We start from the raw sequence: 23,578 nt of genomic DNA on the forward strand, positions 1-23,578 counted from the left end.
TTGCCCAAAACAATTCGAATACAGTGGTTCCGACCGTGGCCGCCGAGCGTCCGCGCCATTTTTCCATCCGACCCGAAAGGCCCTTGCCCATGACCGAACGCACCAAAGCCGGCGACCTGCAGGTCGCCACCGAGCTCTACGACTTCATCAACCGCGAAGTGCTGCCGGACGTGGGCGTGGCGCCCGACGGCTTCTGGAAGGGCTTCTCCTCCATCGTCACCGACCTGGCGCCCAAGAACATCGCCCTGCTGGCCGAGCGCGACCGCCTGCAGGCCGAGTTGGACACCTGGCACGCGGCCAACCCCGGCCCGATCCAGGACATGCGTGCCTACCGCGCCTTCCTCGAAGGCATCGGCTACCTGGCGCCGGTGCCCGCCAAGGTGAAGGTGACCACCACCAAGGTCGATGCCGAGCTGGCCGTGCAGGCCGGGCCGCAGCTGGTGGTGCCGATCCTCAACGCCCGCTACGCGCTCAACGCCGCCAACGCCCGCTGGGGCAGCCTGTACGACGCCCTGTACGGCACCGACGTGATCCCCGAAACCAAGGGCCTCGAACGCGGCAACGGCTACAACGCCCGGCGCGGCGCCAAGGTGATCGAGTGGGCGCGCCATGTGCTGGACCGCACCGCGCCGCTGAAGAAGGGCTCGCACGTCGATGCCGTCGGCTACCGCGTGAAGGACGGCGAGCTGGTGGTCAAGCTCCAGGACGGCAAGCGCACCAAGCTGCAGGACGCCAGCCAGTTCGTCGGCTACCAGGGCGAGGCCAAGACGCCCTCGTCCATCCTGCTGGTGCACAACGGCCTGCACCTGGACATCCGCATCGACCCCCAATCGCCCATCGGCAGCACCGACCCGGCCGGCGTGGCCGATCTGGTGGTGGAATCGGCCGTCTCCACCATCCTCGACCTGGAGGATTCGGTGGCCGCCGTGGACGCCGAGGACAAGGTGCTGGGCTACCGCAACTGGCTGGGCATCCTGCGCGGCACGCTGACCGAGTCGTTCGACAAGGGCGGCCAGACTTTCACCCGCGGCCTGAACCCGGACCGCGTCTACACCAAGCCCGCCGGCAAGGGCAGCGTCAAGCTGCACGGCCGCTCGCTCATGTTCGTGCGCAACGTCGGCCACCTGATGACCAACCCGGCCATCCTGTACAAGGCCGCCGACGGCAGCATGAAGGAAATCCCCGAGGGCATCATGGACGCGGTGGTGACCACCGCCATCGCCCTGCACGACCTGCGGGGCAAGGGCCAGAACGGCATCCGCAACTCGCGCACCGGCAGCGTGTACATCGTCAAGCCCAAGATGCACGGCCCGGCCGAGGTGGCCTTTGCCAGCGAGCTGTTCGGCCGCGTCGAGCAACTGCTGGGCCTGAAGGACAGCACCGTCAAGCTGGGCATCATGGACGAGGAGCGTCGCACCAGCGTCAACCTGAAGGCCTGCCTCCACGCCGCCAAGTCGCGCGTGGCCTTCATCAACACCGGCTTCCTGGACCGCACCGGCGACGAGATGCACACCTGCATGCAGGCCGGCCCCGTCTACCGCAAGGGCGACATGAAGACCAGCGCCTGGATCCAGGCCTACGAGCGCAGCAACGTGCTGGTGGGCCTGGCCTGCGGCCTGCGCGGCAAGGCCCAGATCGGCAAGGGCATGTGGGCCATGCCCGACCTGATGGCCGAGATGCTGAAGCAGAAGATCGGCCACCCCAAGGCCGGCGCCAACACCGCCTGGGTGCCCAGCCCCACCGGCGCCACGCTGCACGCCATGCACTACCACCAGGTGCTGGTGAGCGACGTGCAGAAGGCGATGGAGGCCGAGCTGGCCGCGTCCGACGCGGGCGCGCTGCGCGACGAGCTGCTGGCCAGCCTGCTGGCCATCCCGGTGGTGCCCGAGGCGAAGTGGACCGCCGCCGAGCGCCAGCAGGAGCTGGACAACAACGTCCAGGGCATCCTGGGCTACGTGGTGCGCTGGGTGGACCAGGGCGTGGGCTGCTCCAAGGTGCCCGACATCCACGGCGTGGGCCTGATGGAAGACCGCGCCACGCTGCGCATCAGCAGCCAGCACATCGCCAACTGGCTGCGCCACGGCGTGGTCACCGAGGGCCAGGTGCGCGCCACCTTCGAGCGCATGGCCGCGCTGGTGGACCAGCAGAACGCCGGCGATCCGCTGTACCGTCCGCTGCGCGGCAACCTCGCCCAGTCGGCCGCCTACCAGGCCGCGTGCGACCTGGTGTTCAAGGGCATCGAGCAGCCCAGCGGCTACACCGAGCCGCTGCTGCACGCCTGGCGGCAGAAGGTGAAGGCGGGCGCCTGAGGCTTTCGATAGCTATCGAATAGATAGCTATCGACGCAATACTGGCGCGGGTTGGCGCCCTGAAAAGCTTGAAATCCAGTTCAGGCGGCCAGCGCCGCCTCGATGTCCGCCGCGATCGACTCGGGCCGCACGTTGGGCGCGTAGCGGCGGATCACCTGGTCGTCGCGGCCGATCAGGAACTTGGTGAAGTTCCACTTGATCGACGAGCCCAGCAGGCCCGGCGCCTCGGCCTTCAGCCACGCGAACAACGGGTGCGCCTGCGGGCCGTTGACCTCGGTCTTGGCCATGACCGGGAAGGTGACGCCGTAGTTGCGCTCGCAGAACGCGCCGATCTGCTCGGCGTTGCCCGACTCCTGGAACCCGAACTGGTTGCATGGAAAGGCCAGCACCACCAGCCCCTTCGGGCCGTACTCCTCGTGCAGCTTCTGCAGCCCGCCCAGTTGCGGCGTGAAGCCGCAGGCGCTGGCGGTGTTGACGATCAGGCGCACCTTGTGGCGGTACTTCGACCACGGCACGGTCTTGCCCTCCAGGGTCTCGAGCTTCAGATCGACGGGTTCTTGGGCGGCCATGGCGGGACTCCGGTTGGAAACAAGGTGATTTGACCATCATCGGCATTGCCGCGCACGCGGTCAACCGCCGCGCCCCGGCCGCACCGCCAGCGCGGCGGCCAGCACGATCAGCGCGCCGCCGGCCCACACCGCCGGCGTGGGCTGCGCGGCGCCGAGCACGATGGCGGAGACGCTGGCGATCAGCACCTCGGACAGCATGATCAGCGCCGTCACTTGCGCCCTCAGCCGCGCGGCGCCGTACTGCAGCGCCAGGTTGCCGCCGAGGAAGGCCGCGGACAGGCCCAGCGCCCAGGGCAGCCAGTCCCAGCGCGGCGCCGGCAGCGGGCCCGCGCCGCCGGCCAGCGCCAGCAGCGCGGCCATCGCCAGGCCGCCCGCGAACATGGCGACGGCGCGGCCCTCGTGCGGCGTGTCGCGCCAGCGCCGCAGCAGCGCGTTGGTCAGCGCGAAGCAAAAGCCGCCCATCAGCGCCAGCGCGTCGGCCGCGCCCTGCGGCAGCGGCCAGGGCGAACCGGGCCGGTGCAGCACCAGCAGCACGCCGCCCAGGGCCAGCGCCAGGCGCAGCAGGGCTGCCCGCGAGGGCCGCTCGCCCAGCAGCACCCAGGCCAGGCCGATGGACCACACCGGCATCAGGTAGAACAGCAGCGTGACGCGCACCACGTCGCCCACGGTGACGGCCCAGTTGAAGCCGACGTTGGTCAGCCCCGCCGCGGCGGCCAGCGCCAGCAGCTTGGGGTGGCGGCCCAGCTCCAGCAGGCCGCCCGGGCGCCAGGCCAGCAGCGCCGCCAGCGCGCCGGCGTAGACCAGCGCCGTGCTCCACAGCGGGTGCACGCCGAGCTGGTGCAGGGCCTTGAAGGCGATCCACGACAGGCCCCAGACCCCGGCGTTGAACAGCAGGGCCAGCGCGGGCAGCGCCGGCGAGGCGGCGGGGGCCACGCCTAACCGTGCAGGCGATCGCTGCGCGCGATCTCCAGCAGGTGCTCCACCTCGGCGGTGTGGTGGCGCTGGTTGTGGCGGTGCCAGAGCTCGATCAGCACCATCACCACCACCACCACGGCGCCGAACAGCGCGATGGCACTGAAGGCCGGCATGCCGGCGCCGGCGGAGGCGCTGTAGAGCACGCCCATGCCCAGGATGGCCGCCTGTTCGTTGAAGTTCTGCACCGCGATGGAGCGGCCCGCGCCCATCAGGTTGTGGCCCCGGTGCTGCAGCAGCGCGTTCATGGGCACCACGATGTAGCCGCCCAACGCACCCAGGAAGATCAGGAACGGCACCGCCACCCACAGGTGCTGCACGAAGACCATGCAGATCACCAGCGCGCCCATCAGCATGCCCAGCGGCATGACGGCGGTGGCGCGATCCAGCCGCACGCGCATCGACGCCGCCACCGCCCCGACGGCGGTGCCGATCGCCACCACGCCGACCAGGCCGGCCGCCTGCGTCGTGCCGTAGCCCAGCGCCACCGCCGCCCAGGCCAGCACGATGTAGCGCATGTTGCCCGACACGCCCCAGAACAGCGTGGTGGTGGCCAGCGAGATCTGGCCCAGCCGGTCGCGCCACAGGCGCGAATTGCAGCGCCGGAAGTCGGCCAGCAGCGACAGCTTGTTGGCCGGCAGCGGCCGCATCTCCACCCCGGTGTGCGGGATGCGCAGGTTGAACACGGCCGCCACGGCGTACACCAGCACCAGGCTGGCGATGGCGGCCTCGGGCGGCGTGTCGATGGGGGTGTCGATGCCCGGCAGGTCGAACCCCAGCAGCCAGCCCGACAGCCGCGGCCCCACCAGCTGCCCGCCCAGCAGCACGCCGAGGATGATGGAGCCGATGGTCAGCCCCTCGATCCAGCCGTTGGCCTTGACCAGCTGCGAAGGCGGCAGCAGCTCGGTCAGGATGCCGTACTTGGCCGGCGAATAGGCCGCCGCGCCCAGCCCCACCACGGCGTAGGCCAGCAGCGGGTGGCTGCCGAACAGCATCATCAGGCAGCCCGCGATCTTGATCGCGTTGCTCATGAACATGACCTGCCCCTTGGGCCGCGCGTCGGCGAAGGCCCCCACCCACGGCGCCAGCACCACGTAGAACAGCGCGAACATGGGCACCAGCGCGGCGCGCTGCCACTCGCCCCCGCCGCCGGTGCGCAGCAACTCCACCGCCGCGACGAACAGCGCGTTGTCGGCCAGCGAGCTGAAGAACTGCGCGGCCATGATGGTGTAGAAGCCGCGTTTCAAGGCCTCCCCCGAGGCGCTGCGCGCCTTCCCCTCGGCGGGACGGCGCCAGTGGCCGGGCCAAGCCCGGCCATGGCGCCCTGCTCCGCGGCCTTCGGGCTCCTGGGATTCATGCGCCGCCGGTGACGCGATGCGCCACGAATGGACGACGGCATGGCCGGGAAGTCATGAGTCGCTGGCGCGTGGGAGCACCATGGAAGAAAACTGGGAGGTGGGGCAAACCGCAGTCCTGAGGGTGGCGGGGTTATAGCACGCAGGCCCCGGCGCCCCTTCGCGGGTTTGCCACAGGTGCGCGGTGCCAGAATCCAGGGCACATCCGCTTGCCACGCCCCATGCCGCGCCCCATCCAGGCCACCATCCACACCGCCGCGCTGCGCCACAACCTGGGGCGCCTGCGCGCCGCCGCCCCGGGGGCGCGGCTGTGGGCGGTGGTCAAGGCCAACGCCTACGGCCACGGCATCGAGCGCGCATTCGAGGGCCTGCGCGGCGCCGACGGCTTCGCGCTGCTGGACCTGCACGAGGCCGAGCGCGTGCGCGCTCTCGGCTGGCGCGGCCCCATCCTGCTGCTGGAGGGCGTGTTCGAACCGCGCGACCTGGAGCTGTGCTCGCGCCTGGGCCTGTGGCACACCGTGCACTGCGACGAGCAGATCGACTGGCTGGCCATGCACAAGACGCAGGCGCCGCACCGCGTGTTCCTGAAGATGAACTCGGGCATGAACCGCCTGGGCTTCGCGCCCAGGCGCTACCGCGCCGCCTACACGCGCCTGCAGGCGCTGCCGCAGGTGGACGAGATCTCGCTGATGACCCACTTCAGCGACGCCGACGGCGACCAGGGCATCGGCGCGCAGTGGGCCGCCTTCCAGCGCGCCACCGAGGGCCTGGCCGGCGAGCGCAGCGTGTGCAACAGCGCCGCCACGCTGCGCCACGGCCAGCAGGCCGAGGTGCGCGGCGACTGGGTACGCCCCGGCATCGCGGCCTACGGCGGCTCGCCCGACCATCCGCTGCACGACGCGGCGCAGTGGGATCTGCGCCCAGCCATGACGCTGGCTGCAAAACTGATCGCTGTCAGCGCCCTACCGGCGGGGGCCAGCATCGGTTATGGCTCCACATTCACCGCCGAGCGCCCGATGCGCGTGGGCGTCGCCGCCTGTGGCTACGCCGACGGCTACCCGCGCCACGCGCCCACCGGCACGCCGGTGCTCGTCGATGGCGTGCGCACGCGCACCCTGGGACGCGTGAGCATGGACATGATCGCGGTCGATCTCGACCCCGTGCCGCAGGCGCGGCCGGGCAGCGAGGCCACGCTGTGGGGCGTGGCCGGCGGCGGCGCCGTGCTGCCCATCGACGAGGTGGCGCACGCCGCCGGCACCGTGGGCTACGAGCTGATGTGCGCGCTGGCGCCGCGCGTGCCGGTGCGGGCCGGATAGGCCGGATTCAGCACCAAATGGGCCTTCGGCCCGCACCCCTGTTTCGCTGTGCGCTATTACAAAAATAGCGATCTTCGAGACAGCCCGGCTATCTCAGGAACGCGTCGTAGCCCGTCTTCAGGATCAGCGCGCCCACCACCACGATGAACACCCCGCGCACGAAGCCAGCGCCGTGCCGGAGCGCCAGCCGCGTGCCGACCAGGCTGCCCGCCACGTTGGCGACCGCCATCACCAGGCCGACGTGCCACCACACGTGGCCCTTGGCCGCGAACAGCGCGATCGCCGCCACGTTGGTGGCCACGTTCAGCAGCTTGGCGGCGGCCGAGGCGTTGAGGAAGTCGTAGCCCAGCAGGCGCACGAACAGGAAGATGAAGAAGCTGCCCGTGCCGGGGCCGAAGAAGCCGTCGTACGCGCCGATCACCAGGCCGATCGCGCAGGCCAGCCACGTCTCGCGCGCGCCCGCGTGGCGCGGCGCGTGCGTGCGGCCCAGGTCCTTGCGCGCCAGCGTGTAGAGCAGCACCGCCAGCAGGACGAAGGGCAGCAGGCGGCGCAGGAAGCCCGGGTCGATGCGCGTGACCACCCAGGCGCCGGCGAACGAGCCCGCCAGCGCCGCCAACGCCGCCGGCAACACCACCGCCCAGCGCATGCGCACGCGCCGGCCGTACTGCACGGTGGCCATGGCCGTGCCCCAGACCGAGGCGCTCTTGTTGGTGCCCAGCAGCGTGGCCGGCGCCGCGCCGGGAAAGGTGGCGAACAGCGCCGGCACCAGGATCAGCCCGCCGCCGCCGACGATCGAATCCACCAGCCCGGCCAGCAGCGAGGCCAGCGAGACGATCAGCAGGTCCATGGGGAAAGGCGGCAGGCAGGCATGAGATAGCTACGTTAATGATAGCTAATGGCGCAATCCAGATGCCGGCTTGAAGCCAATTCGATGCCTGAAACCTCACCAACGCCAGGCAAAGAAAAAGGGCGCCTGGTAAGGCGCCCTGCAATCCATTGGGTCATGGAACGTTGAAATTGCTTTATTGGGGATTTTTGTTGTGGTTGTGTAGGTCGTCGGTGGTCCGTGATGTCTCCTCGGCCCTTCGGGCGCCGCAGGGATCGACCCGCAGCGCTGACGGGGGCTACTGTAACCACCGTGCCCCCGCCCGTCATCGGGGGTTCCCCGAACAAAAATGGTGCACCGCACCATGAACCGCACCAGCCACCGCTGGATACCCATTCACTCGCCCGCGCGCTCGTGCCCGAGCTGCGGCAGGATCGAACCCTGCCCCAGCTTGAGCAGGCCCGCCTCGGCGTACACCGCCAGCTTGCCGCGCGTGTCGGTGATGTCGAGGTTGCGCATGGTGAGCTGGCCGATGCGGTCCAGCGGGGAGAAGGGGGCGTTCTCCACCTTTTCCATGGACAGGCGCTCCGGCGCGTAGGTCAAGTTGGGCGACTCGGTGTCGAGCAGGCTGTAGTCGTTGCCCCGGCGCAGCTCCAGCGTCACCTCGCCGGTGACGGCGCGCGCCACCCAGCGCTGGGCGGTCTCGCGCAGCATCAGGGCCTGGGGGTCGAACCAGCGGCCTTGGTACAGCAGGCGGCCCAGGCGCAGGCCGTTGATGCGGTACTGCTCGATGGTGTCCTCGTTGTGGATGCCGGTCACCAGCCGCTCGTAGGCGATGTGCAGCAGCGCCATGCCGGGCGCCTCGTAGATGCCGCGGCTCTTGGCCTCGATGATGCGGTTCTCGATCTGGTCGCACATGCCCAGGCCGTGGCGGCCGCCGATGCGGTTGGCCTCCAGGAACAGCTCCACCGGGTCGCCGATCTCGCGGCCGTTCAGCGCCACCGGCTGACCTTCCTCGAAGCGCACGCGCACTTCCTCGGCCTGCACGTCGACCCCGGGCTTCCAGAAGGCCACGCCCATGATCGGGTTCACGATGCGGATGCCGCTGGACAGCGATTCCAGGTCCTTCGCCTCGTGGGTCGCGCCCAGCATGTTGGAATCGGTCGAATAGGCCTTTTCAGCGGACATCTTGTAGTCAAAGCCCGCCTTCTGCATGAATTCGGACATCTCCTTGCGGCCGCCCAGCTCGTCGATGAAGGCCTGGTCCAGCCAGGGCTTGTAGATCTTCAGCGACGGGTTGGCCAGCAGGCCGTAGCGGTAAAAGCGCTCGATGTCATTGCCCTTGAACGTGCTGCCATCGCCCCAGATGTTGACGTCATCTTCCTTCATCGCGTTGACCAGCATGGTGCCGGTCACGGCCCGCCCCAGCGGCGTGGTATTGAAGTAGGTGATGCCGCCGGTGTGGATGTGGAAGGCGCCGCACTGCAGCGCGGCGATGCCCTCGTGCGCCAACTGGGTGCGGCAATCGACCAGGCGGGCGACCTCGGCGCCGTACTCACGCGCCTTGCGCGGGATGGCCTCGTAGTCCGACTCGTCGGGCTGGCCCAGGTTGGCGGTGTAGGCGTAGGGCACGGCGCCCTTCTGGCGCATCCAGAGCAGCGCGGCGCTGGTGTCCAGGCCGCCGGAGAAGGCGATGCCGACCTTCTGGCCGGCGGGCAGGGATTGCAGGATGGTGGACATGGGTGAAAAAAGCGCTGGCCCGTGGCCGCCAGCGGCGGCCGAGGGCCGGGAAGGGTGGGCAAAGCGGCTATTGTGACGGCAATCAGCGGCCGGCCGCGATCCAGCGCGCGGCCTTCTCCGCGATCATCAGCGTCGGGCTGTTGGTGTTGCCGCTGGTGATGACGGGCATGGCGCCGGCATCGACCACGCGCAGCCCGGCGATGGTGCCGCCCCGGCCGTCGCGCACCTGCAGGCGCGGCGTCAACGCCGCCATGGGGTCGCCGTCGCGCCCCATCCGGGTGGTGCCAACGGGGTGGAAGATGGTGCTGGCGATGTCGCCGGCCAGGCGCGCCAGGTCCTCGTCGCTCTGGTATTGCGCGCCGGGCTTGAATTCCTCCGGCGCGAAGGGCGCCATGGCCGGCTGCGCCATGATGCGGCGGGTGACGCGCAGGCTGTCGGCGGCCACCTGGCGGTCCTCGTCGGTGGCGAGGTAGTTGGGCGCGATGGCCGGCGCGTCCTCGAAGCGCGCGCTCCGGATGTGCACGGTGCCCCGGCTGGTGGGGTTGAGGTTGCACACGCTGGCGGTGATGGCCGGGAAGCGGTGCAGCGGCTCGCCGAAGGCGTCCAGGCTGAGGGGCTGCACGTGGTACTGGATGTTGGGCCAGATGCGCTCGGGCGACGAGCGGGTGAAGGCGCCGAGCTGGCTGGGCGCCATGCTCATGGGGCCGGTGCGGCGCAGCAGGTATTCGAGCCCGATCGCCGCCTTGCCCCAGGGCGTGCTGGCCAACTGGTTGAGCGTGCGCGCGCCGCGCACCTTGTAGACGCTGCGGATCTGCAGGTGGTCCTGCAGGTTGGCGCCGACGCCGGGCAGGTCGGCCACGACATCGATGCCGTGCCGGCGCAGCAGATCGGCCGGCCCGATGCCCGACAGCTGCAGGATCTGCGGCGAGCCGATGCTGCCGGCGCTGAGCACCAGCTCGCCGCCCGGCGCCAGGCGCGCGGGCACCAGCTCGCCGCCCCTCCACACCTGCGCGCCGGCGCAGCGCGGGCCCGTGGCATCGCGCTCGATCAGCAGGCGCGCGACCTGCGACGTGGTCCACAGCTCGAAGTTGGGCCGGCCCAGGCAGGTGGGACGCAGGAAGGCCTTGGCCGCGTTCCAGCGCCAACCGGCCTTCTGGTTGACCTCGAAATAGCCCACGCCCTCGTTGTTGCCGCGGTTGAAGTCGTCGCTGGCCGGAACGCCCGCCTGCGCCGCAGCGGCGGCGAAGGCGTCCAGCACGTCCCAGCGCAGGCGCTGGCGCTCCACGCGCCACTCGCCGCCGTGGCCGTGGTGGCTGGCGATTTCAGATGAAATCGGCCTGTTACCCGCACCGGTGTTTCGTTGATCGCTATCTAATCGATAGTGATTTTCATGCGCCATGAAGTCGGGCAGGCACTGCGCCCAGCGCCACTCGTCCTCGCCCGTCAGCTCGGCCCACTGGTCGTAATCGCGCGACTGGCCACGCATGTAGATCATGCCGTTGATGCTGCTGCAGCCACCCAGCACCTTGCCGCGCGGATAACGCAGTTGGCGCCCGTTCAGGCCGGCGGCCGGCTCGGTCTGGTAGAGCCAGTCGGTGCGGGGATTGCCGATGCAGTACAGGTAGCCGACGGGAATGTGGATCCAGTGGTAGTCGTCCTGGCGGCCGGCCTCGATCAGCAGCACGCGCTTGCCCGCGTCGCGCGACAGGCGGTTGGCCAGCAGGCAACCGGCGGTGCCGGCGCCGACGACGATGTAGTCGAAAAGGGAACCGCTCATCAGTTGATTGCCTACGTATGCGAAGCCGCGCTGCAAGGATGCGGGAAAAAATGGCCATCTTAGGATGATCTGCACCCGCAAACGTTGTCATGCCAGCACTCGAGACCAATAGCGGTTGAAGGAATCGCTCAAACATAGCGATGCAGCGATGCATGCAAACGATCCATCGAAAGATACAATTTGAATTTATATCTTCATGCGAGTTACACCGAAGTTCTCGTGGGCAATTGCGATGCAAATAGAGAAGTGGAAGGCGTGGGGCAAATTAAATCGTCTACCTGGGGGGCGCGTTCTCACCCATCCATTGCTGGACCACATGATCGACGTGGCTGCGGTGCTGGAGGCCTTGCTGCTGTTACCAGCCATTCAGCGCGCGCTGAACCAGGCAGCCGGACGGCCCTTGACCGACGTTGACCGCGCGCGCTTGGCCGCGCTGACCTTTTTGCACGATATCGGAAAGGCCAATGCTGGCTTCCAGGTGCGCTTCTGGCGCGAGCGCGCCGAGCGGCCTCTCCACTGGCTTGTGTCGGAATGTGGCCATGGTCCGCCAGGTTGGGCGTTGTTCAGTGGCCGCCTGCATGGGGCGCGTCGCATCCTGGCTGGCTTGCCGATCGAGCGCATGAACAACTGGGGTGAGGCAGTCTTACCCCTCCTGCATGCCAGCATCAGCCACCACGGGCGCCCGGTTGCCGCGGAGGCGAGCGAAGCAATTTGGCAGCCTGTACTCGATGGTGCGACGCTGGTCTACGACTCGGCCGATGCGGTCGCCGAGATGGGGTATCGCATCCAGACGCTTTACCCGCTGGCCTTCACGGACAGCGCGGCTGAACTACCCAACGCGTCGGCGTTCGCGCACCTGTTCGCCGGCCTGGTGCAATTGGCCGACTGGCTCGGGTCGGACACACGCCAGGGCTTCTTCCCCTACACCCAACCAGGCGAGGATCGCGCCACCACCGCACCGCAGCGCGCGCGGCATGCCGTGCGTGCGGTGGGGCTGGATGTCGGTGACGCAGCGGTGCGCCGGACAACGACGGCGTGCGATTTCGCGCAGGCCTTCGGCGTGCCATCGCCGCGCCCGATCCAGGCTGCGATGGCCGACGACGGTCTGGGTCCCATCGTGGTATTGGAGGCCGAAACCGGCAGCGGCAAGACCGAGGCCGCGCTGTGGCGCTTTCTACATTTGTGGCGCACCGGTCAGGTTGATGCGTTGTACTTCGCACTACCCACGCGCGTAGCCGCCACGCAGTTGTACGAGCGGGTGCAGGCATTCGTGCAACGCGTGTGGCCGGCTGATGTCGCACCCGTGGTGGTCCGCGCGCTGCCAGGTTACACCGCCGCCGATGGCCATGGCTATGAGCCACTGCCGGGCTTTCAAGTGCTGTGGCATGACGAACCGGGCGACGATGCGGCCGAGCGCCGCTGGGCGGCCGAGTCGCCCAAACGCTATCTTGCTGCCACCATCGCGGTGGGCACGGTAGACCAGGCCCTGCTGGGCGCCTTGCAGATCAAGCACGCACACCTGCGCCAAGCCATGTTGTCGCGCAGCCTGCTGGTGGTGGATGAGGTGCATGCGTCCGACGCCTACATGACCCGTTTGTCGGAACACCTGCTGCGTGCGCACGTGGCCTGCGGTGGCCAGGCACTACTGCTGTCGGCCACGCTGGGCGCAGTGGCACGCACGCGCTATCTGGCCATTGGTGGCCGGCGCGCCGATGGGGTGCCGGTCTTGGCTGCGGCACAGGCAATGCCCTATCCGGCCATTGGCCATCGGGCAAGCGATGGGCCGACTTTGTTGCCGGTACAGGGCAACCCTCGTCACAAGACCGTGCATTGGCAGGCGCTGGACATCATCGACGAACCCGAGCGTATCGCCGAGCTCGCCGTGCGGGCTGCTGCGGCCGGCGCCCGCGTGCTGGTGGTGCGCAACACCGTGCCGGCCGCCATCGCTACCTTGCAGGCCGTAGAGGCACTGGCCGATGCGCAAGGCTTGGATTGCCTGTTCAAGGTGGGCGGCATCAGCACACTGCATCACAGCCGCTTCAGTCGGCAAGACCGGCCCATGCTCGACGCCGAGGTGCAGGCCCAGATCGGCAAGCACCGCGCTCCGCGTGGTGGCCTCGTCGTCATCGGCACGCAAACGCTGGAGCAAAGCCTGGACATCGATGCCGACCTCCTGATCACCGACCTGTGCCCGATGGATGTGCTGCTGCAGCGCCTGGGCCGCTTGCATCGCCATGCACGGCCAAACGCCGAATCGCCGGACGACTGTCGCCCGCTCGGTTTTGAGGAGGCTCGTGCCTGGGTGCTCACGCCGCCTGCGCATGATTTGGCGCCGCTGCTCCAGCGCCAACGCCATGGCCTGGGTCCGATCCGCATCCAGCGCGAGCCCATGGCCGGCGTCTATGTGGATCTGCGCGTGCTCGAAGCCACGCGGCGTCTGATCGCGGCCCAGCCCACGCGCCGCATTCCGACGGACAACCGCATGCTGGTGGAGCAGGCTACGCACCCCGAGGCGTTGGATGCCATCGCACACGAGCTGGGCGCAGCCTGGGTGCGTTTCGGCACCGATTACGAAGGGGCGGTCAGCGCCCGCAAGGTGTTTGCCACCTATCACGCGCTGCCCTTCGACAAGCCTTTCGACGAAGCGCAATTCGGCGACGACAAAGGCCGCATCGGCAGCCGGCTGGGCGCGGCCGACCGGCTCGTGGTCTTCGATCCACCGCCGCAAGGCCCCTTCGGCAGGCTGGTGGAGCAACTGGCCATCCGGCACCACCTGCTGCCACATGGCCTGGCACCCGACGCCGAGGCGAGGAACGTGCAGCCCCTGCCCGATGCCGCTGGCTTCACGTTCGAACTGGGTGCGGCGCAGTACCGCTACACCCGGCTCGGGTTGGAGGTCGTGCCAACGTGAAGGCATATCTCTCAATCCCCGCTTGCGCGGGGCAAATATCCGAGTGAATGCCTCTTGTTATCTCGGTCTATCCCCACTCGCGCGGGGCAGGGAAAGATATCAGAGAAAAATTTATAACAGATAACAAGAAGTTATTTGTAAATATTTGATACAGTTCGGCTCTGCCAAGCCACAGAACGACCATGCCATCCACTTCTTTGCCTGCCATGCTGCACTTCAACCTGCTGGACGAGCCGTTGATTCGATGGCGCTGCGTGGCGCACGGTGAGCTGTACCGCAGCAGCCTGTCCGAACTGTTGGCTGCCATGGTGGCTAACAAGGTGCGCGATTTCCCCGCCTTGCGCCCGCACCAACGCCATCCGTGGCACGCCTTCCTCGCGCAGTTGGCCGCCATCGCCTTGCACCGAGCTGGCCAGGACGAGCCCTGGACCGAAGCGTCCGACTGGCGCGCCGCCCTGCTGGCGCTGACGCCGGACGACGCCGATGGCGCTGCGTGGTGCCTGGTCGCCCCGCCCGAGCGACCGGCGCTGTTGCAGCCGCCCGTGCCGGGTGAGCGTGTAGACGACTGGAAGAACGTGCTGCGCGCGGCCGACGAACTGGACATGCTGATCACGTCCAAGAACCACGACCTCAAGGCCGCCCGCGCCTACCGCGCCGAGCCGGACGACTGGTTGTTCGCGCTGGTCAGCCTGCAGACGCAGGAGGGGTTCCTGGGCGCCGGCAACTACGGCGTCTCCCGCATGAACGGCGGCTTCGCCAGCCGCCCTGGTGTGGGCGTGGCGCCGCTGGGCGCCTGGGGCGCACGCTGGATCGCGGACGTGCAGACGCTGCTGGCACAGCGCAACGCCATCGCCGACCAGCAGGGTTACGCCGACGACGACGGCCACGCCTTGCTGTGGCTGCTGCCCTGGGCGGGCACCGAGTCGCTGGGCATGGCGTCGCTCGACCCGCTGTACATCGAGATCTGCCGGCGGGTACGCCTGGCCGCCGACGGTGAGCGGCTGATGGCGCGCGTCACGGGCAGCAAGGCGGCGCGCATCGCCGCCAAGGACCGCAATGGCATTACGGGCGATCCGTGGACGCCCGTCGATGCGGCCGACGATAAGGCGCTCACGGTCTCGGGCGCGGGCTTCGAATACAAGCTCATGGCCGAGTTGCTCACCGGCGGGCGCTTCACCCAGGGCGCGGCCTGGCGCCTGGATGGCTGGCCGCGCGACGCCAGCCTGCAGCTCATCGCGCAGGCCGCCGTGCGCGGCCAGGGCAAGACGGAGGGCTACCACGAGCGGCGCGTTCCCATCTCGCCCAAGCTGCGCAGCCGCCTCGCTGGGCTGCAGCGCGTGGCCGTGGCCGAGATGGCCACGCAACGCATCGCCGCCATCGCGGCCCTGCGCAAGCTGCTGTGGAGCGCGCTGGTGCTGCTGTTCGCCAATGGCGATGGCGACGAGCGCAACGGCAGCATTAGCGACAAGGCGGGCCGCTTCGAGCGCCCCTTCGAGCAGGGCGAGGACGCACGCTTCTTCGACGACCTGGCGCTGGAAGCTGAAGCAGAGGATGCAGAACGCCATGCGCTGCGCATGCAATGGATGGAAGGGCTGGTGGAGCGCGCCGAACGCGTGCTGACCCAGGCCTTCGAGGCCGGCCCGCGCAGTGCCATGCAGCGCTACAAGGCCCGCGCTGCGGCGCTGAGCCGCTTCCATGGTGGTTGGCGCAACCCGAAGGACGCCGTGCTGAAGGACCTGGCGCACCACCACGCCCAACAACGCCGCGACGCGGCGACCGAACCGCAAGGACACCACCATGCCTGAGCCCACCGTCGATTCCCCTGCAACGGCCGACGCGACCGACACCGCGCCTGCGCCCGGCAGCCCCCATGGTGCATTGGCCGCGCATGTGCGCAACGCCGGCCCGGGCGACCGCGCGGCGCTGGCGCGCATGGACCCCGATGCGTTGCGCCCGCACGAGATCGCGGCGCTCTCGCGTGCGCTGCTGACGGCCGGCTTGCAGCCCGAGACCTGGCGTCCCGAAACCTGGCCGCGCTGGGCGCTCATCGCCCACGGCATGGCGCTGGCGGGGCACGACGGCGCCGGCCGGCTCGGCCGGCAACTGGCCCTGGCCGGCGTGGCCGAATCGCGCGTCACAAAGTTGTTGACGGCCCGGGGCGAGGCGTTCCGGCAACTGCTGCCGCGCGTGCTGCGGCTGCTGGCTTCCAAGGGCGTGCAGCCCAACTGGTTCGAACTCGGCGAACTCGTGCTCAAGGAAGACAGCCGCGCGCACGACGACATCCAGCGTGCCGAGCAACTGCGCATGCGCATCGCCGGCTCCTACTTCTCGGCCATGGCGACCAAGGCTTGAAGACAACCCAGCATATCCAGGAGAAACCATGACATTGCCCCGCTTCCTGCAGATCCACACGCTGCACAACTACCCCGCGGCGCTGCTCAACCGCGACGACGCCGGCTTGGCCAAGCGCCTGCCGTACGGCGACAAGGTGCGCACGCGCATCTCCTCGCAATGCCTCAAGCGCCACTGGCGCGTGGCCGACGATGCCTTCGCGCTGAGCCGGCTGGACGTGCCGATGGCCGTGCGTTCGCGCGAGACGCCGCGCCTGATCCGCGACAAGCTGGTCGCGGCTGGCGTGGCCGAACCGCTGGCGCAGTTGGCCGTGGAAGGCCTGCGCGCGGCGGGTCTGGTCGACAAGGCCAAGGACCTCAAGGGCAAGGACGCGCTGGAGACCGGCCAAGCCGTGCTGCTGGGCCATGCCGAGATCGCGTACCTGGTGCAGCGCTGCGCCGCGCTGGCTGCCGAACACGGCGAAGAGAAGGCGCTCAAGGCAGCGATCGCGGACTTCCTCAAGAAGGAAAAAAAGAACATAGAAGCCTTGCGCCTCGGAAGCGGTCTGGAGGCCGCGCTGTTCGGCCGCATGGTCACCTCCGACGTGCTGGCCAGCCGCGACGCCTCGGTCTATGTGGCCCATGCTTTCACCGTGCACGAAGCTCAGGTGGAGAATGACTACTTCACCGTGGTGGACGATCTTCTCCAGGAAGCGGGCGAGACCGGCTCCGCTGGCATCTTCGACACCGAACTGGCCAGCGGCCTGTACTACGGCTACGTGGTTGTCGACGTGCCGCAGCTCGTGGCCAACCTCGAAGGGGTGGCCATCCAGGACTGGAGCAAGGCCACACCGGAGCAGCGCGCCCTGGCCGGCCGCGTGGTGCAGCACCTGCTGCACTTGGTGGCCACCGTGAGCCCCGGTGCCAAGCGTGGCTCCACGGCGCCCTTTGCATGGGCCAAGTTCATGCTGGTGGAGGCCGGTGACTGGCAGCCCCGCAGCCTGGCGGGCGCGTTCCAGAATGCGCTGCCGTCCGACCAACCGAGCTTGCGCAAGGCCGCCGTGCAGCGCCTGGCCGACGAGATCGCGCAGATGGACGCTGCCTATGGCGCGCCGCTGTCGCGCCGTTACCTGGCCGTGGACGACGTGCAGGTGCCGGGTGCCGAGCGGCTGCCTTTGATGGCGCTGGCCGAGTGGGCGCAGTCCGCCGTGACGCGCGCGGAGGCCTGAACGTGGCGCGCCATCTGGTGTTGCGCCTGGCATCGCCGCTGATCGCCTTCGGGGGCGAGACCATCGACAACCAGGGCGTCATCCGCGACTTCCCGGCGCTGTCGATGCTGACCGGGCTGATCGCCAACGCGCTGGGCTGGGACCGTGGGCAGGATGTGCTGCACAACCGCTTGCAGCAGCGCCTGCGCATGGGCACGGTGCTGGAGCCCATGGCCTTGCGTGGCGGCACGGCGCAAGCGCAGCGGCTCGTGGACTTCCAGACGGCCGAACTGGGCGCCGCCGACAAAGGCTGGACCACCTGGGGCCAACCGGAAGAGCGGCGTGGCGGTGCCGGCTCCTATGCCGGGCCGCACCTGCGCTACCGGCACTATCACGCGGAACTCACGGCCTGGGTCGCACTGCATCTGGAGCCGGCCGACGAAGCGCCGACGCTGGAGCACGTCGCCGCGGCGCTGGACCGGCCGGCGCGCCCGCTGTTCATCGGCCGCAAGCCTTGCCTGCCGACCGGGCGCCTGGTGGCCGGCTGGCAGGAGGCCGAGCATGTGCTGGGCGCGCTGCAGGCCTGGACGCAGCAGCTGCCGGCCCCATCGGGCAGGCCGGCGGGCTGGCGTGCGCAGTGGCCGGACGGCCAGGGCAGCCTGCCGCTTGATCGCCGCAGCGATCTGTGCGACGAGCGCAATTGGACCAGCGGCCTGCACGGCGGCTGGCGGCCCGTGCGTGAAGGGCTGCTGCCGGCGGGGGAGACAGCATGAGCGGACCGTCCCTGCATCTGCTGCACACGCAGCCCGATGCGCGTCTGCTGGCCGCCTGGGTGGCGCGCCACCACGCGCGGCACGAACGCCAACCCTCGGACCTGGGCGATGCCTTGCACGGCTTGCTGCGCGCAGCCTTCGGCGACACTGCGCCCCAGCCCTTCCGCTATCTGGACGAGCGCCAGGGCCTGCTGGCCTACACCGCAATGGATGCCAACGCGATGCGCACGCAGGTAGCGTTGGCCGATCCGGTGGTCGCGCGAACCCTGGGCTTGGGTGCGAACGGGCAGCACGACGGCTACCACCTGCGGCCCTTTCCCACGCAGTGGCCGCAAGGTCAGGTGCTGGGCTTCGAAGTGCGGCTGCGTCCCACGGTGCGTGCCGCCAAGGGCGAGCGCGATGCTTTCCTGCATGCCGTGGAACGGGCGCAGGGCGCGCGCCTACAGCGCGAGGCGGTGTACGTGCAGTGGCTGCGCGAGCACCTGGCGCCGCGCGAAGGCGCTGCGCGCGAAGCCTGGCAGGGGGCTGTCGACCTGCTGAACGACGTGCACCTGGTCGGCTATCAACGCCAGCAGGTGGTACGGCGCACCCAGGCCGCAGGTGGCGAAGCCCGACGTGGCCGCGTGAGCGACGGACCAGACGCGCTGCTCAAGGGCCATCTGCGCGTAGTGGACCCCGTGTCGTTTGCCCACTTGCTGGCGCGGGGCATTGGGCGGCATCGTGCCTTTGGCTTCGGCATGCTGCTGCCGAGCCGGGCGAGCTGAAAGGCCCCTCATGCTCAAAGGCCGGCTGGGGCTGGAAACCGCGCGCATCCCGCACGTGGACCGCCACGGCTTATTGTGGCTGTCACGCGGCGAACTGTGCGTGATTGACGGCTGCCTCCACTTCATGCGCGGCCGGGATAGCCTGACGCCTGCCATGGACCAGATTCCGCACCAGGCAGTGTCGATGATCCTCCTGGGGCCGGGCAGCAGCGTGACACACGATGCACTTCGCCTGCTGGCACGCCACGGCACGCTGCTGGCGGCAGTGGGCGAGGACGGCGTGCGCAGCTACACCGCGCCGCCGCTTTTGCCCGATCGATCCGACGTGGCGCGACGCCAGGCTGAGCTGTGGGGCAATCCGCGCCGTCGCATCAGCGTGGCCCGGCATATGTACGCGCTGCGCCTGGGCGAAATCCTGCCGCATCGCGACTTGGACACGTTGCGCGGCATCGAAGGATCACGCGTCAAGAACTTCTATAAGTTGATGGCCGAGAAGCACGGCATTCAGTGGAAAGGACGCATCTACGACCGTGCGAACCCGAACGCCACTGACCTACCCAACCAGGCCATCAATCATGCGGCCACAGCCGTGCAAGCGGCTGCGGCCATTGCGGTGCAATCGCTGGCGGCGTTGCCGCCGCTGGGGTTCATTCACGAAGACTCGGGGCAGTCCTTCGTGCTGGACATCGCAGATCTTTTTCGCGACACGGTGACATTGCAGATCGCCTTCACCGCAGCCAGGCGCACCGAGCAGGTGGACGACACCATCGACCGGCTGGTGCGGCGCGAGGCGGCGGCGGTATTCCGCAAGCAGCAGGTCATTGGCGCGATGATCGACCGCATCAAGCAGGTCTTGCGCATGGACGAGGTGGGAAATGGCACTGGTGATGATCGTGATTCGTGATGTGGCCGACCGATTTCATGGGTTCTTGTCGTCGGTGATGTTGGAGGTGGCGCCCAACGTTTTCGTTTCGCCCCGCATGAACCCTGGTGTGCGCACGCGCGTCTGGGACGTGATGAGCGATTGGTATCGCCACGAAAGCCGGGGCAGCCTGGTAATGGTTTGGCGCGACCTGAACGCCGTGGGCGGCGTGGGCCTCGCCAATCTGGGCAATCCGCCACGGGAATTGTTCGAGGCCGATGGCATGTGGCTGGTCCGGCGGGGTGCGCCGTCTGAGTCTGGAAACGCTCTTTAAAATTTCGGATCAGTTTTCTTGTTTTCTGTTGCGTGGCTTGGAGTTGCATGCAAGAGGTTGCCCCGCGTGAGCGGGGATAGGCCCTAACACCCGAACGCAAAGCGGCTTTTTGCGCGGGTTGCCCCGCGTGAGCGGGGATAGGCCCCAGGCAGCCGACTTGTGCTACGACGCGGCCACGGTTGCCCCGCGTGAGCGGGGATAGGCCCGTGCAAGAGCGCGCCGCCCTGGTTCAGCGACAGGTTGCCCCGCGTGAGCGGGGATAGGCCCCGGATGTTCGACGGGCCGGCGACGCTGAAGCCGGTTGCCCCGCGTGAGCGGGGATAGGCCCAAGGAAGCCGCTCATCAGCCGAGCGCCACGACGGTTGCCCCGCGTGAGCGGGGATAGGCCCTGATCGACGAGTGCGATTGAAACGGGGAAATTGGTTGCCCCGCGTGAGCGGGGATAGGCCCTGGTCGAGCGTCTTGGGGCGATCCGCGAGAAGGGTTGCCCCGCGTGAGCGGGGATAGGCCGGCGACGACGGCCATGATGTCTCGCTTGTCGGTGGTTGCCCCGCGTGAGCGGGGATAGGCCCCTTTCCGCCTGGCAGGCCGATGCGGCCGGCCTGGTTGCCCCGCGTGAGCGGGGATAGGCCCGCAAAGCTGTACCGCAACGGCGCGCAGGTCTAGGTTGCCCCGCGTGAGCGGGGATAGGCCCACCTGGCAAGGCTACAGCGACAAGGAGAAAGCGGTTGCCCCGCGTGAGCGGGGATAGGCCCTGTTGCCGGCGGCATGCGCGTCGGCGGCGGGCGGTTGCCCCGCGTGAGCGGGGATAGGCCCTTTTCCCTTCTCGTGCGCGCCCGCCGCCTCGAGGTTGCCCCGCGTGAGCGGGGATAGGCCCCGAAAAGCAGAACATCTGCGCCAGCGGATCGGGGTTGCCCCGCGTGAGCGGGGATAGGCCCCGAGGGGCGGTGACGATGCGGCGGCCGATTTCGGTTGCCCCGCGTGAGCGGGGATAGGCCCTCGACCTTCCGCCCTGACCTCAAAGACATGGAGGTTGCCCCGCGTGAGCGGGGATAGGCCCATCCGGCCGGAAGACCTCTCATGGACCGAGCCGGTTGCCCCGCGTGAGCGGGGATAGGCCCAGCACAGGCCTGCCAGGACTTGGGGTTGCTGTGGTTGCCCCGCGTGAGCGGGGATAGGCCCCTTCGTCGATCAGCCCGGCGCGCAGCAAGCGGGGTTGCCCCGCGTGAGCGGGGATAGGCCCTGGAAGCCGAGGTAGAAGTTGCAGGTCCAGGCGGTTGCCCCGCGTGAGCGGGGATAGGCCCGTCGCCAGGGCGGACGGATGACTATCGACAGGGGTTGCCCCGCGTGAGCGGGGATAGGCCCATCGCGCCAGACATGAGCCGGGTGCCGCCGCAGGTTGCCCCGCGTGAGCGGGGATAGGCCCTTTCAAGGCCACCTTCGGGTGGCTTTTCTTTTGGTTGCCCCGCGTGAGCGGGGATAGGCCCCCAAAGGGCCGCACGGTGTGGGTCGAGCTGAAGGTTGCCCCGCGTGAGCGGGGATAGGCCCCACCTGTACCGCAGCTCTGACACCAACAAGGTGGTTGCCCCGCGTGAGCGGGGATAGGCCCTGGGGCGCGGCATGGGAACCGCGGCAAAAGGAGGTTGCCCCGCGTGAGCGGGGATAGGCCCATGGAGAGCAGCGTTACCGTACCCCGCGAACCGGTTGCCCCGCGTGAGCGGGGATAGGCCCAGCGAGCCATTGGCGCCACGAATCTCCGTGTCGGTTGCCCCGCGTGAGCGGGGATAGGCCCTGGATTGAATACGCCGGCCCGCTGGCGCAGATGGTTGCCCCGCGTGAGCGGGGATAGGCCCTCGTCGTTGAGGTAGACCAGGTAGACGGGTCGGGTTGCCCCGCGTGAGCGGGGATAGGCCCAAGTTCTTGGCGTGGAACGGGCTGGGCACTGCGGTTGCCCCGCGTGAGCGGGGATAGGCCCCGCCATGTCCGCCGCCGGGCTCAACCAGGCCGGGTTGCCCCGCGTGAGCGGGGATAGGCCCTGGCCCGCTGGATTCTGGTCGCCCTGGTGGCGGGTTGCCCCGCGTGAGCGGGGATAGGCCCATGACGCGCTACTGGCCCATGGCTGGACCGCCGGTTGCCCCGCGTGGGCGGGGATAGGCCCGCGAATTCATGCTGCGGCTGAACGACGCGAAGGGTTGCCCCGCGTGAGCGGGGATAGGCCCCACCAGCGTAGGCCAAGCCGAATGCCTGCGGTGGTTGCCCCGCGTGAGCGGGGATAGGCCCCTGGCACGGCGACCTCGGCTTCGGGGAGGAGGGGTTGCCCCGCGTGAGCGGGGATAGGCCCGCTTCGGTGTTGTGCTCGCTCCACGGCACGAAGGTTGCCCCGCGTGAGCGGGGATAGGCCCCTGACGCAGGACGCGGCGCATAAACTGGTGGAGGTTGCCCCGCGTGAGCGGGGATAGGCCGTGGGCGGCGACCTGCCTACGCGCCAGGAACAGGGTTGCCCCGCGTGAGCGGGGATAGGCCCGATGAGCACAGACACGATGAGCACGACGAGCGGGTTGCCCCGCGTGAGCGGGGATAGGCCCTCACCGGCGGCTTGGACAACCTCTCCACCAGCGGTTGCCCCGCGTGAGCGGGGATAGGCCCAAGGCGCGCGAGAAACAGAGGTATGCGCGCGTGGTTGCCCCGCGTGAGCGGGGATAGGCCCAGCAGTGCCTGCTCCTGGCGCGTGGGCAGGTCGGTTGCCCCGCGTGAGCGGGGATAGGCCCCACGCCTGCGCACCTTCGGTCGTGCCGAAGAAGGTTGCCCCGCGTGAGCGGGGATAGGCCCTTAGAGCCGCCCAGCCGGCGCAGCTTGGCCCGGGTTGCCCCGCGTGAGCGGGGATAGGCCCCCGCTCCAGGCCGAACCGCCGCAGGCGCTGCCGGTTGCCCCGCGTGAGCGGGGATAGGCCCCTCGCGGACGCCTACCTCGCGGGCGCCAACCTGGTTGCCCCGCGTGAGCGGGGATAGGCCCCAGCGGCGCCGGCTCGGACTGGGGACCGAAGCGGTTGCCCCGCGTGAGCGGGGATAGGCCCCCTTGCGTAGCGCCTGGGCCTCGGCGCACTTCGGTTGCCCCGCGTGAGCGGGGATAGGCCCGCGGCCACGCTGTAGCCCCGGACCTGGCTCCAGGTTGCCCCGGCGGCCAGCATGGCGCAACGTGCTGGCCTTTTTCATGGCTCGCGCTTGTACAGCCGCGCTCCCACGCGCCAGTCGTCCACGTTGCGGGTTACCCCGCGTGACCGGGGATAGGCCCATGAGCAGTACCTGACCGTGGCCCTGTGCGCCGATTGCCCCATGTGAGCGGGGATAGGCGCTTCGAGGTGAACGATAAGGACACCGCTGCCCTGGCGGTGTTCGAGCGCGGCGCCGACGGCTGGACAGGTGTCACCCTCTTCCACCCGGGCACCGTGAAGTATCTCAACAAGCGTCCTCAGGGCGTGCTGCTGTATCGCCGCCCGCCGCCATGACGAACAGGCAAGAGAAAGACCCACCAT

At 69.1% G+C, this 23,578-nt stretch carries 17 protein-coding genes and 1 CRISPR repeat array; of the genes, 11 read left to right on the forward strand and 6 right to left on the reverse strand.

The genetic code is table 11. The features are described 5' to 3' along the window. Positions 1-89 precede the first annotated feature (89 nt). Positions 90-2,309, forward strand: a complete 2,220-nt coding sequence (locus tag IPG65_RS04595; RefSeq protein ID WP_293188087.1) for a malate synthase G — start codon at positions 90-92, stop codon at positions 2,307-2,309. An 80-nt stretch (positions 2,310-2,389) separates the two neighbouring features. Here the strand turns inward: IPG65_RS04595 and IPG65_RS04600 are convergent, their stop codons facing one another. From IPG65_RS04600 to lplT, 3 genes are read right to left on the reverse strand one after another with little or no spacing between them, the layout of a single operon-like run. After that, on the reverse strand, positions 2,390-2,878 hold the full coding sequence (locus tag IPG65_RS04600; RefSeq protein WP_293188088.1) for a glutathione peroxidase: 489 nt from the start codon (positions 2,876-2,878) through the stop codon (positions 2,390-2,392). 60 nt (positions 2,879-2,938) lie between these two features. Continuing rightward, positions 2,939-3,811 carry a DMT family transporter gene (locus IPG65_RS04605; protein WP_293188089.1) on the reverse strand — a complete coding sequence of 291 codons (873 nt, stop codon included), beginning with the start codon at positions 3,809-3,811 and terminating at the stop codon, positions 2,939-2,941. A gap of 2 nt (positions 3,812-3,813) precedes the next feature. Beyond that, positions 3,814-5,097, reverse strand: a complete 1,284-nt coding sequence (lplT, locus tag IPG65_RS04610; RefSeq protein ID WP_293188090.1) for a lysophospholipid transporter LplT — start codon at positions 5,095-5,097, stop codon at positions 3,814-3,816. 329 nt (positions 5,098-5,426) lie between these two features. On the opposite strand from lplT, the gene alr reads away from it, so the two are divergent. Then, positions 5,427-6,521 (forward strand): alanine racemase, encoded by a 1,095-nt coding sequence (alr, locus tag IPG65_RS04615; RefSeq protein WP_293188091.1) that lies wholly within the window; start codon positions 5,427-5,429, stop codon positions 6,519-6,521. Between the two features lie 88 nt (positions 6,522-6,609). Here alr and IPG65_RS04620 read toward each other — a convergent pair whose 3' ends face one another. The 3 genes from IPG65_RS04620 to IPG65_RS04630 form a co-directional block, all read right to left on the reverse strand. Further along, on the reverse strand, positions 6,610-7,368 hold the full coding sequence (locus tag IPG65_RS04620; RefSeq protein ID WP_293188092.1) for a TSUP family transporter: 759 nt from the start codon (positions 7,366-7,368) through the stop codon (positions 6,610-6,612). Between the two features lie 375 nt (positions 7,369-7,743). Continuing rightward, positions 7,744-9,087 (reverse strand): argininosuccinate synthase, encoded by a 1,344-nt coding sequence (gene argG, locus IPG65_RS04625; RefSeq protein WP_293188093.1) that lies wholly within the window; start codon positions 9,085-9,087, stop codon positions 7,744-7,746. 82 nt (positions 9,088-9,169) lie between these two features. After that, positions 9,170-10,864, reverse strand: a complete 1,695-nt coding sequence (locus IPG65_RS04630) for a GMC family oxidoreductase N-terminal domain-containing protein (RefSeq protein WP_293188094.1) — start codon at positions 10,862-10,864, stop codon at positions 9,170-9,172. Positions 10,865-11,096: 232 nt separating this feature from the next. On the opposite strand from IPG65_RS04630, the gene cas3 reads away from it, so the two are divergent. The 9 genes from cas3 (at position 11,097) to IPG65_RS04675 (ending at position 23,551) form a co-directional block, all read left to right on the forward strand. After that, positions 11,097-13,775 carry a CRISPR-associated helicase Cas3' gene (cas3, locus tag IPG65_RS04635; protein ID WP_293189944.1) on the forward strand — a complete coding sequence of 893 codons (2,679 nt, stop codon included), beginning with the start codon at positions 11,097-11,099 and terminating at the stop codon, positions 13,773-13,775. A gap of 182 nt (positions 13,776-13,957) precedes the next feature. Then, the gene (locus tag IPG65_RS04640) at positions 13,958-15,580 is read left to right on the forward strand and encodes a type I-E CRISPR-associated protein Cse1/CasA (RefSeq protein ID WP_293188095.1); all 1,623 of its coding nucleotides are present in this window, start codon (positions 13,958-13,960) and stop codon (positions 15,578-15,580) included. Then, a complete protein-coding gene (gene casB, locus IPG65_RS04645; RefSeq protein ID WP_293188096.1) occupies positions 15,573-16,127 on the forward strand; it encodes a type I-E CRISPR-associated protein Cse2/CasB in 555 nt (184 codons plus the stop codon). The genes IPG65_RS04640 and casB overlap by 8 nt, the downstream gene beginning before the upstream one ends. 28 nt (positions 16,128-16,155) lie before the next feature. Beyond that, positions 16,156-17,334: a type I-E CRISPR-associated protein Cas7/Cse4/CasC gene (gene cas7e / locus IPG65_RS04650; RefSeq protein ID WP_293188097.1), complete on the forward strand. Its 1,179-nt coding sequence runs from the start codon at positions 16,156-16,158 to the stop codon at positions 17,332-17,334. A gap of 2 nt (positions 17,335-17,336) precedes the next feature. Next, entirely contained in the window at positions 17,337-18,086 is a 750-nt protein-coding gene (gene cas5e / locus IPG65_RS04655; protein WP_293188098.1) for a type I-E CRISPR-associated protein Cas5/CasD, read from the forward strand. Further along, complete coding sequence (locus IPG65_RS04660; protein ID WP_293188099.1) at positions 18,083-18,850, forward strand: type I-E CRISPR-associated protein Cas6/Cse3/CasE; 768 nt, start codon at positions 18,083-18,085, stop codon at positions 18,848-18,850. Before cas5e ends, IPG65_RS04660 begins: the two co-directional genes overlap by 4 nt. Positions 18,851-18,860: 10 nt before the next feature. Beyond that, the gene (gene cas1e / locus IPG65_RS04665) at positions 18,861-19,754 is read left to right on the forward strand and encodes a type I-E CRISPR-associated endonuclease Cas1e (protein WP_293188100.1); all 894 of its coding nucleotides are present in this window, start codon (positions 18,861-18,863) and stop codon (positions 19,752-19,754) included. Beyond that, positions 19,726-20,046 carry a type I-E CRISPR-associated endoribonuclease Cas2e gene (gene cas2e / locus IPG65_RS04670; RefSeq protein ID WP_293188101.1) on the forward strand — a complete coding sequence of 107 codons (321 nt, stop codon included), beginning with the start codon at positions 19,726-19,728 and terminating at the stop codon, positions 20,044-20,046. The genes cas1e and cas2e overlap by 29 nt, the downstream gene beginning before the upstream one ends. A gap of 55 nt (positions 20,047-20,101) precedes the next feature. Continuing rightward, a CRISPR array of direct repeats spans positions 20,102-23,241; the repeat unit is 29 nt; unit sequence GGTTGCCCCGCGTGAGCGGGGATAGGCCC. 163 nt (positions 23,242-23,404) lie between these two features. After that, positions 23,405-23,551, forward strand: a complete 147-nt coding sequence (locus IPG65_RS04675; protein WP_293188102.1) for a PBECR2 nuclease fold domain-containing protein — start codon at positions 23,405-23,407, stop codon at positions 23,549-23,551. Positions 23,552-23,578: the final 27 nt, after the last annotated feature.

Origin of the sequence: Ottowia sp. (assembly GCF_016703145.1) — a bacterium.
Lineage (GTDB): Bacteria > Pseudomonadota > Gammaproteobacteria > Burkholderiales > Burkholderiaceae_C > Ottowia.

Coding starts and splice junctions, on each gene's coding strand:
- IPG65_RS04595 (WP_293188087.1), top strand. CDS start 90: ATGACCGAACGCACCAAAGCCGGCGACCTGCAGGTCGCCACCGAGCTC.
- IPG65_RS04600 (WP_293188088.1), bottom strand. CDS start 2,878: ATGGCCGCCCAAGAACCCGTCGATCTGAAGCTCGAGACCCTGGAGGGC.
- alr (WP_293188091.1), top strand. CDS start 5,427: ATGCCGCGCCCCATCCAGGCCACCATCCACACCGCCGCGCTGCGCCAC.
- IPG65_RS04620 (WP_293188092.1), bottom strand. CDS start 7,368: ATGGACCTGCTGATCGTCTCGCTGGCCTCGCTGCTGGCCGGGCTGGTG.
- argG (WP_293188093.1), bottom strand. CDS start 9,087: ATGTCCACCATCCTGCAATCCCTGCCCGCCGGCCAGAAGGTCGGCATC.
- IPG65_RS04630 (WP_293188094.1), bottom strand. CDS start 10,864: ATGAGCGGTTCCCTTTTCGACTACATCGTCGTCGGCGCCGGCACCGCC.
- cas3 (WP_293189944.1), top strand. CDS start 11,097: ATGCAAATAGAGAAGTGGAAGGCGTGGGGCAAATTAAATCGTCTACCT.
- IPG65_RS04640 (WP_293188095.1), top strand. CDS start 13,958: ATGCCATCCACTTCTTTGCCTGCCATGCTGCACTTCAACCTGCTGGAC.
- casB (WP_293188096.1), top strand. CDS start 15,573: ATGCCTGAGCCCACCGTCGATTCCCCTGCAACGGCCGACGCGACCGAC.
- cas7e (WP_293188097.1), top strand. CDS start 16,156: ATGACATTGCCCCGCTTCCTGCAGATCCACACGCTGCACAACTACCCC.
- IPG65_RS04660 (WP_293188099.1), top strand. CDS start 18,083: ATGAGCGGACCGTCCCTGCATCTGCTGCACACGCAGCCCGATGCGCGT.
- cas1e (WP_293188100.1), top strand. CDS start 18,861: ATGCTCAAAGGCCGGCTGGGGCTGGAAACCGCGCGCATCCCGCACGTG.
- cas2e (WP_293188101.1), top strand. CDS start 19,726: ATGGCACTGGTGATGATCGTGATTCGTGATGTGGCCGACCGATTTCAT.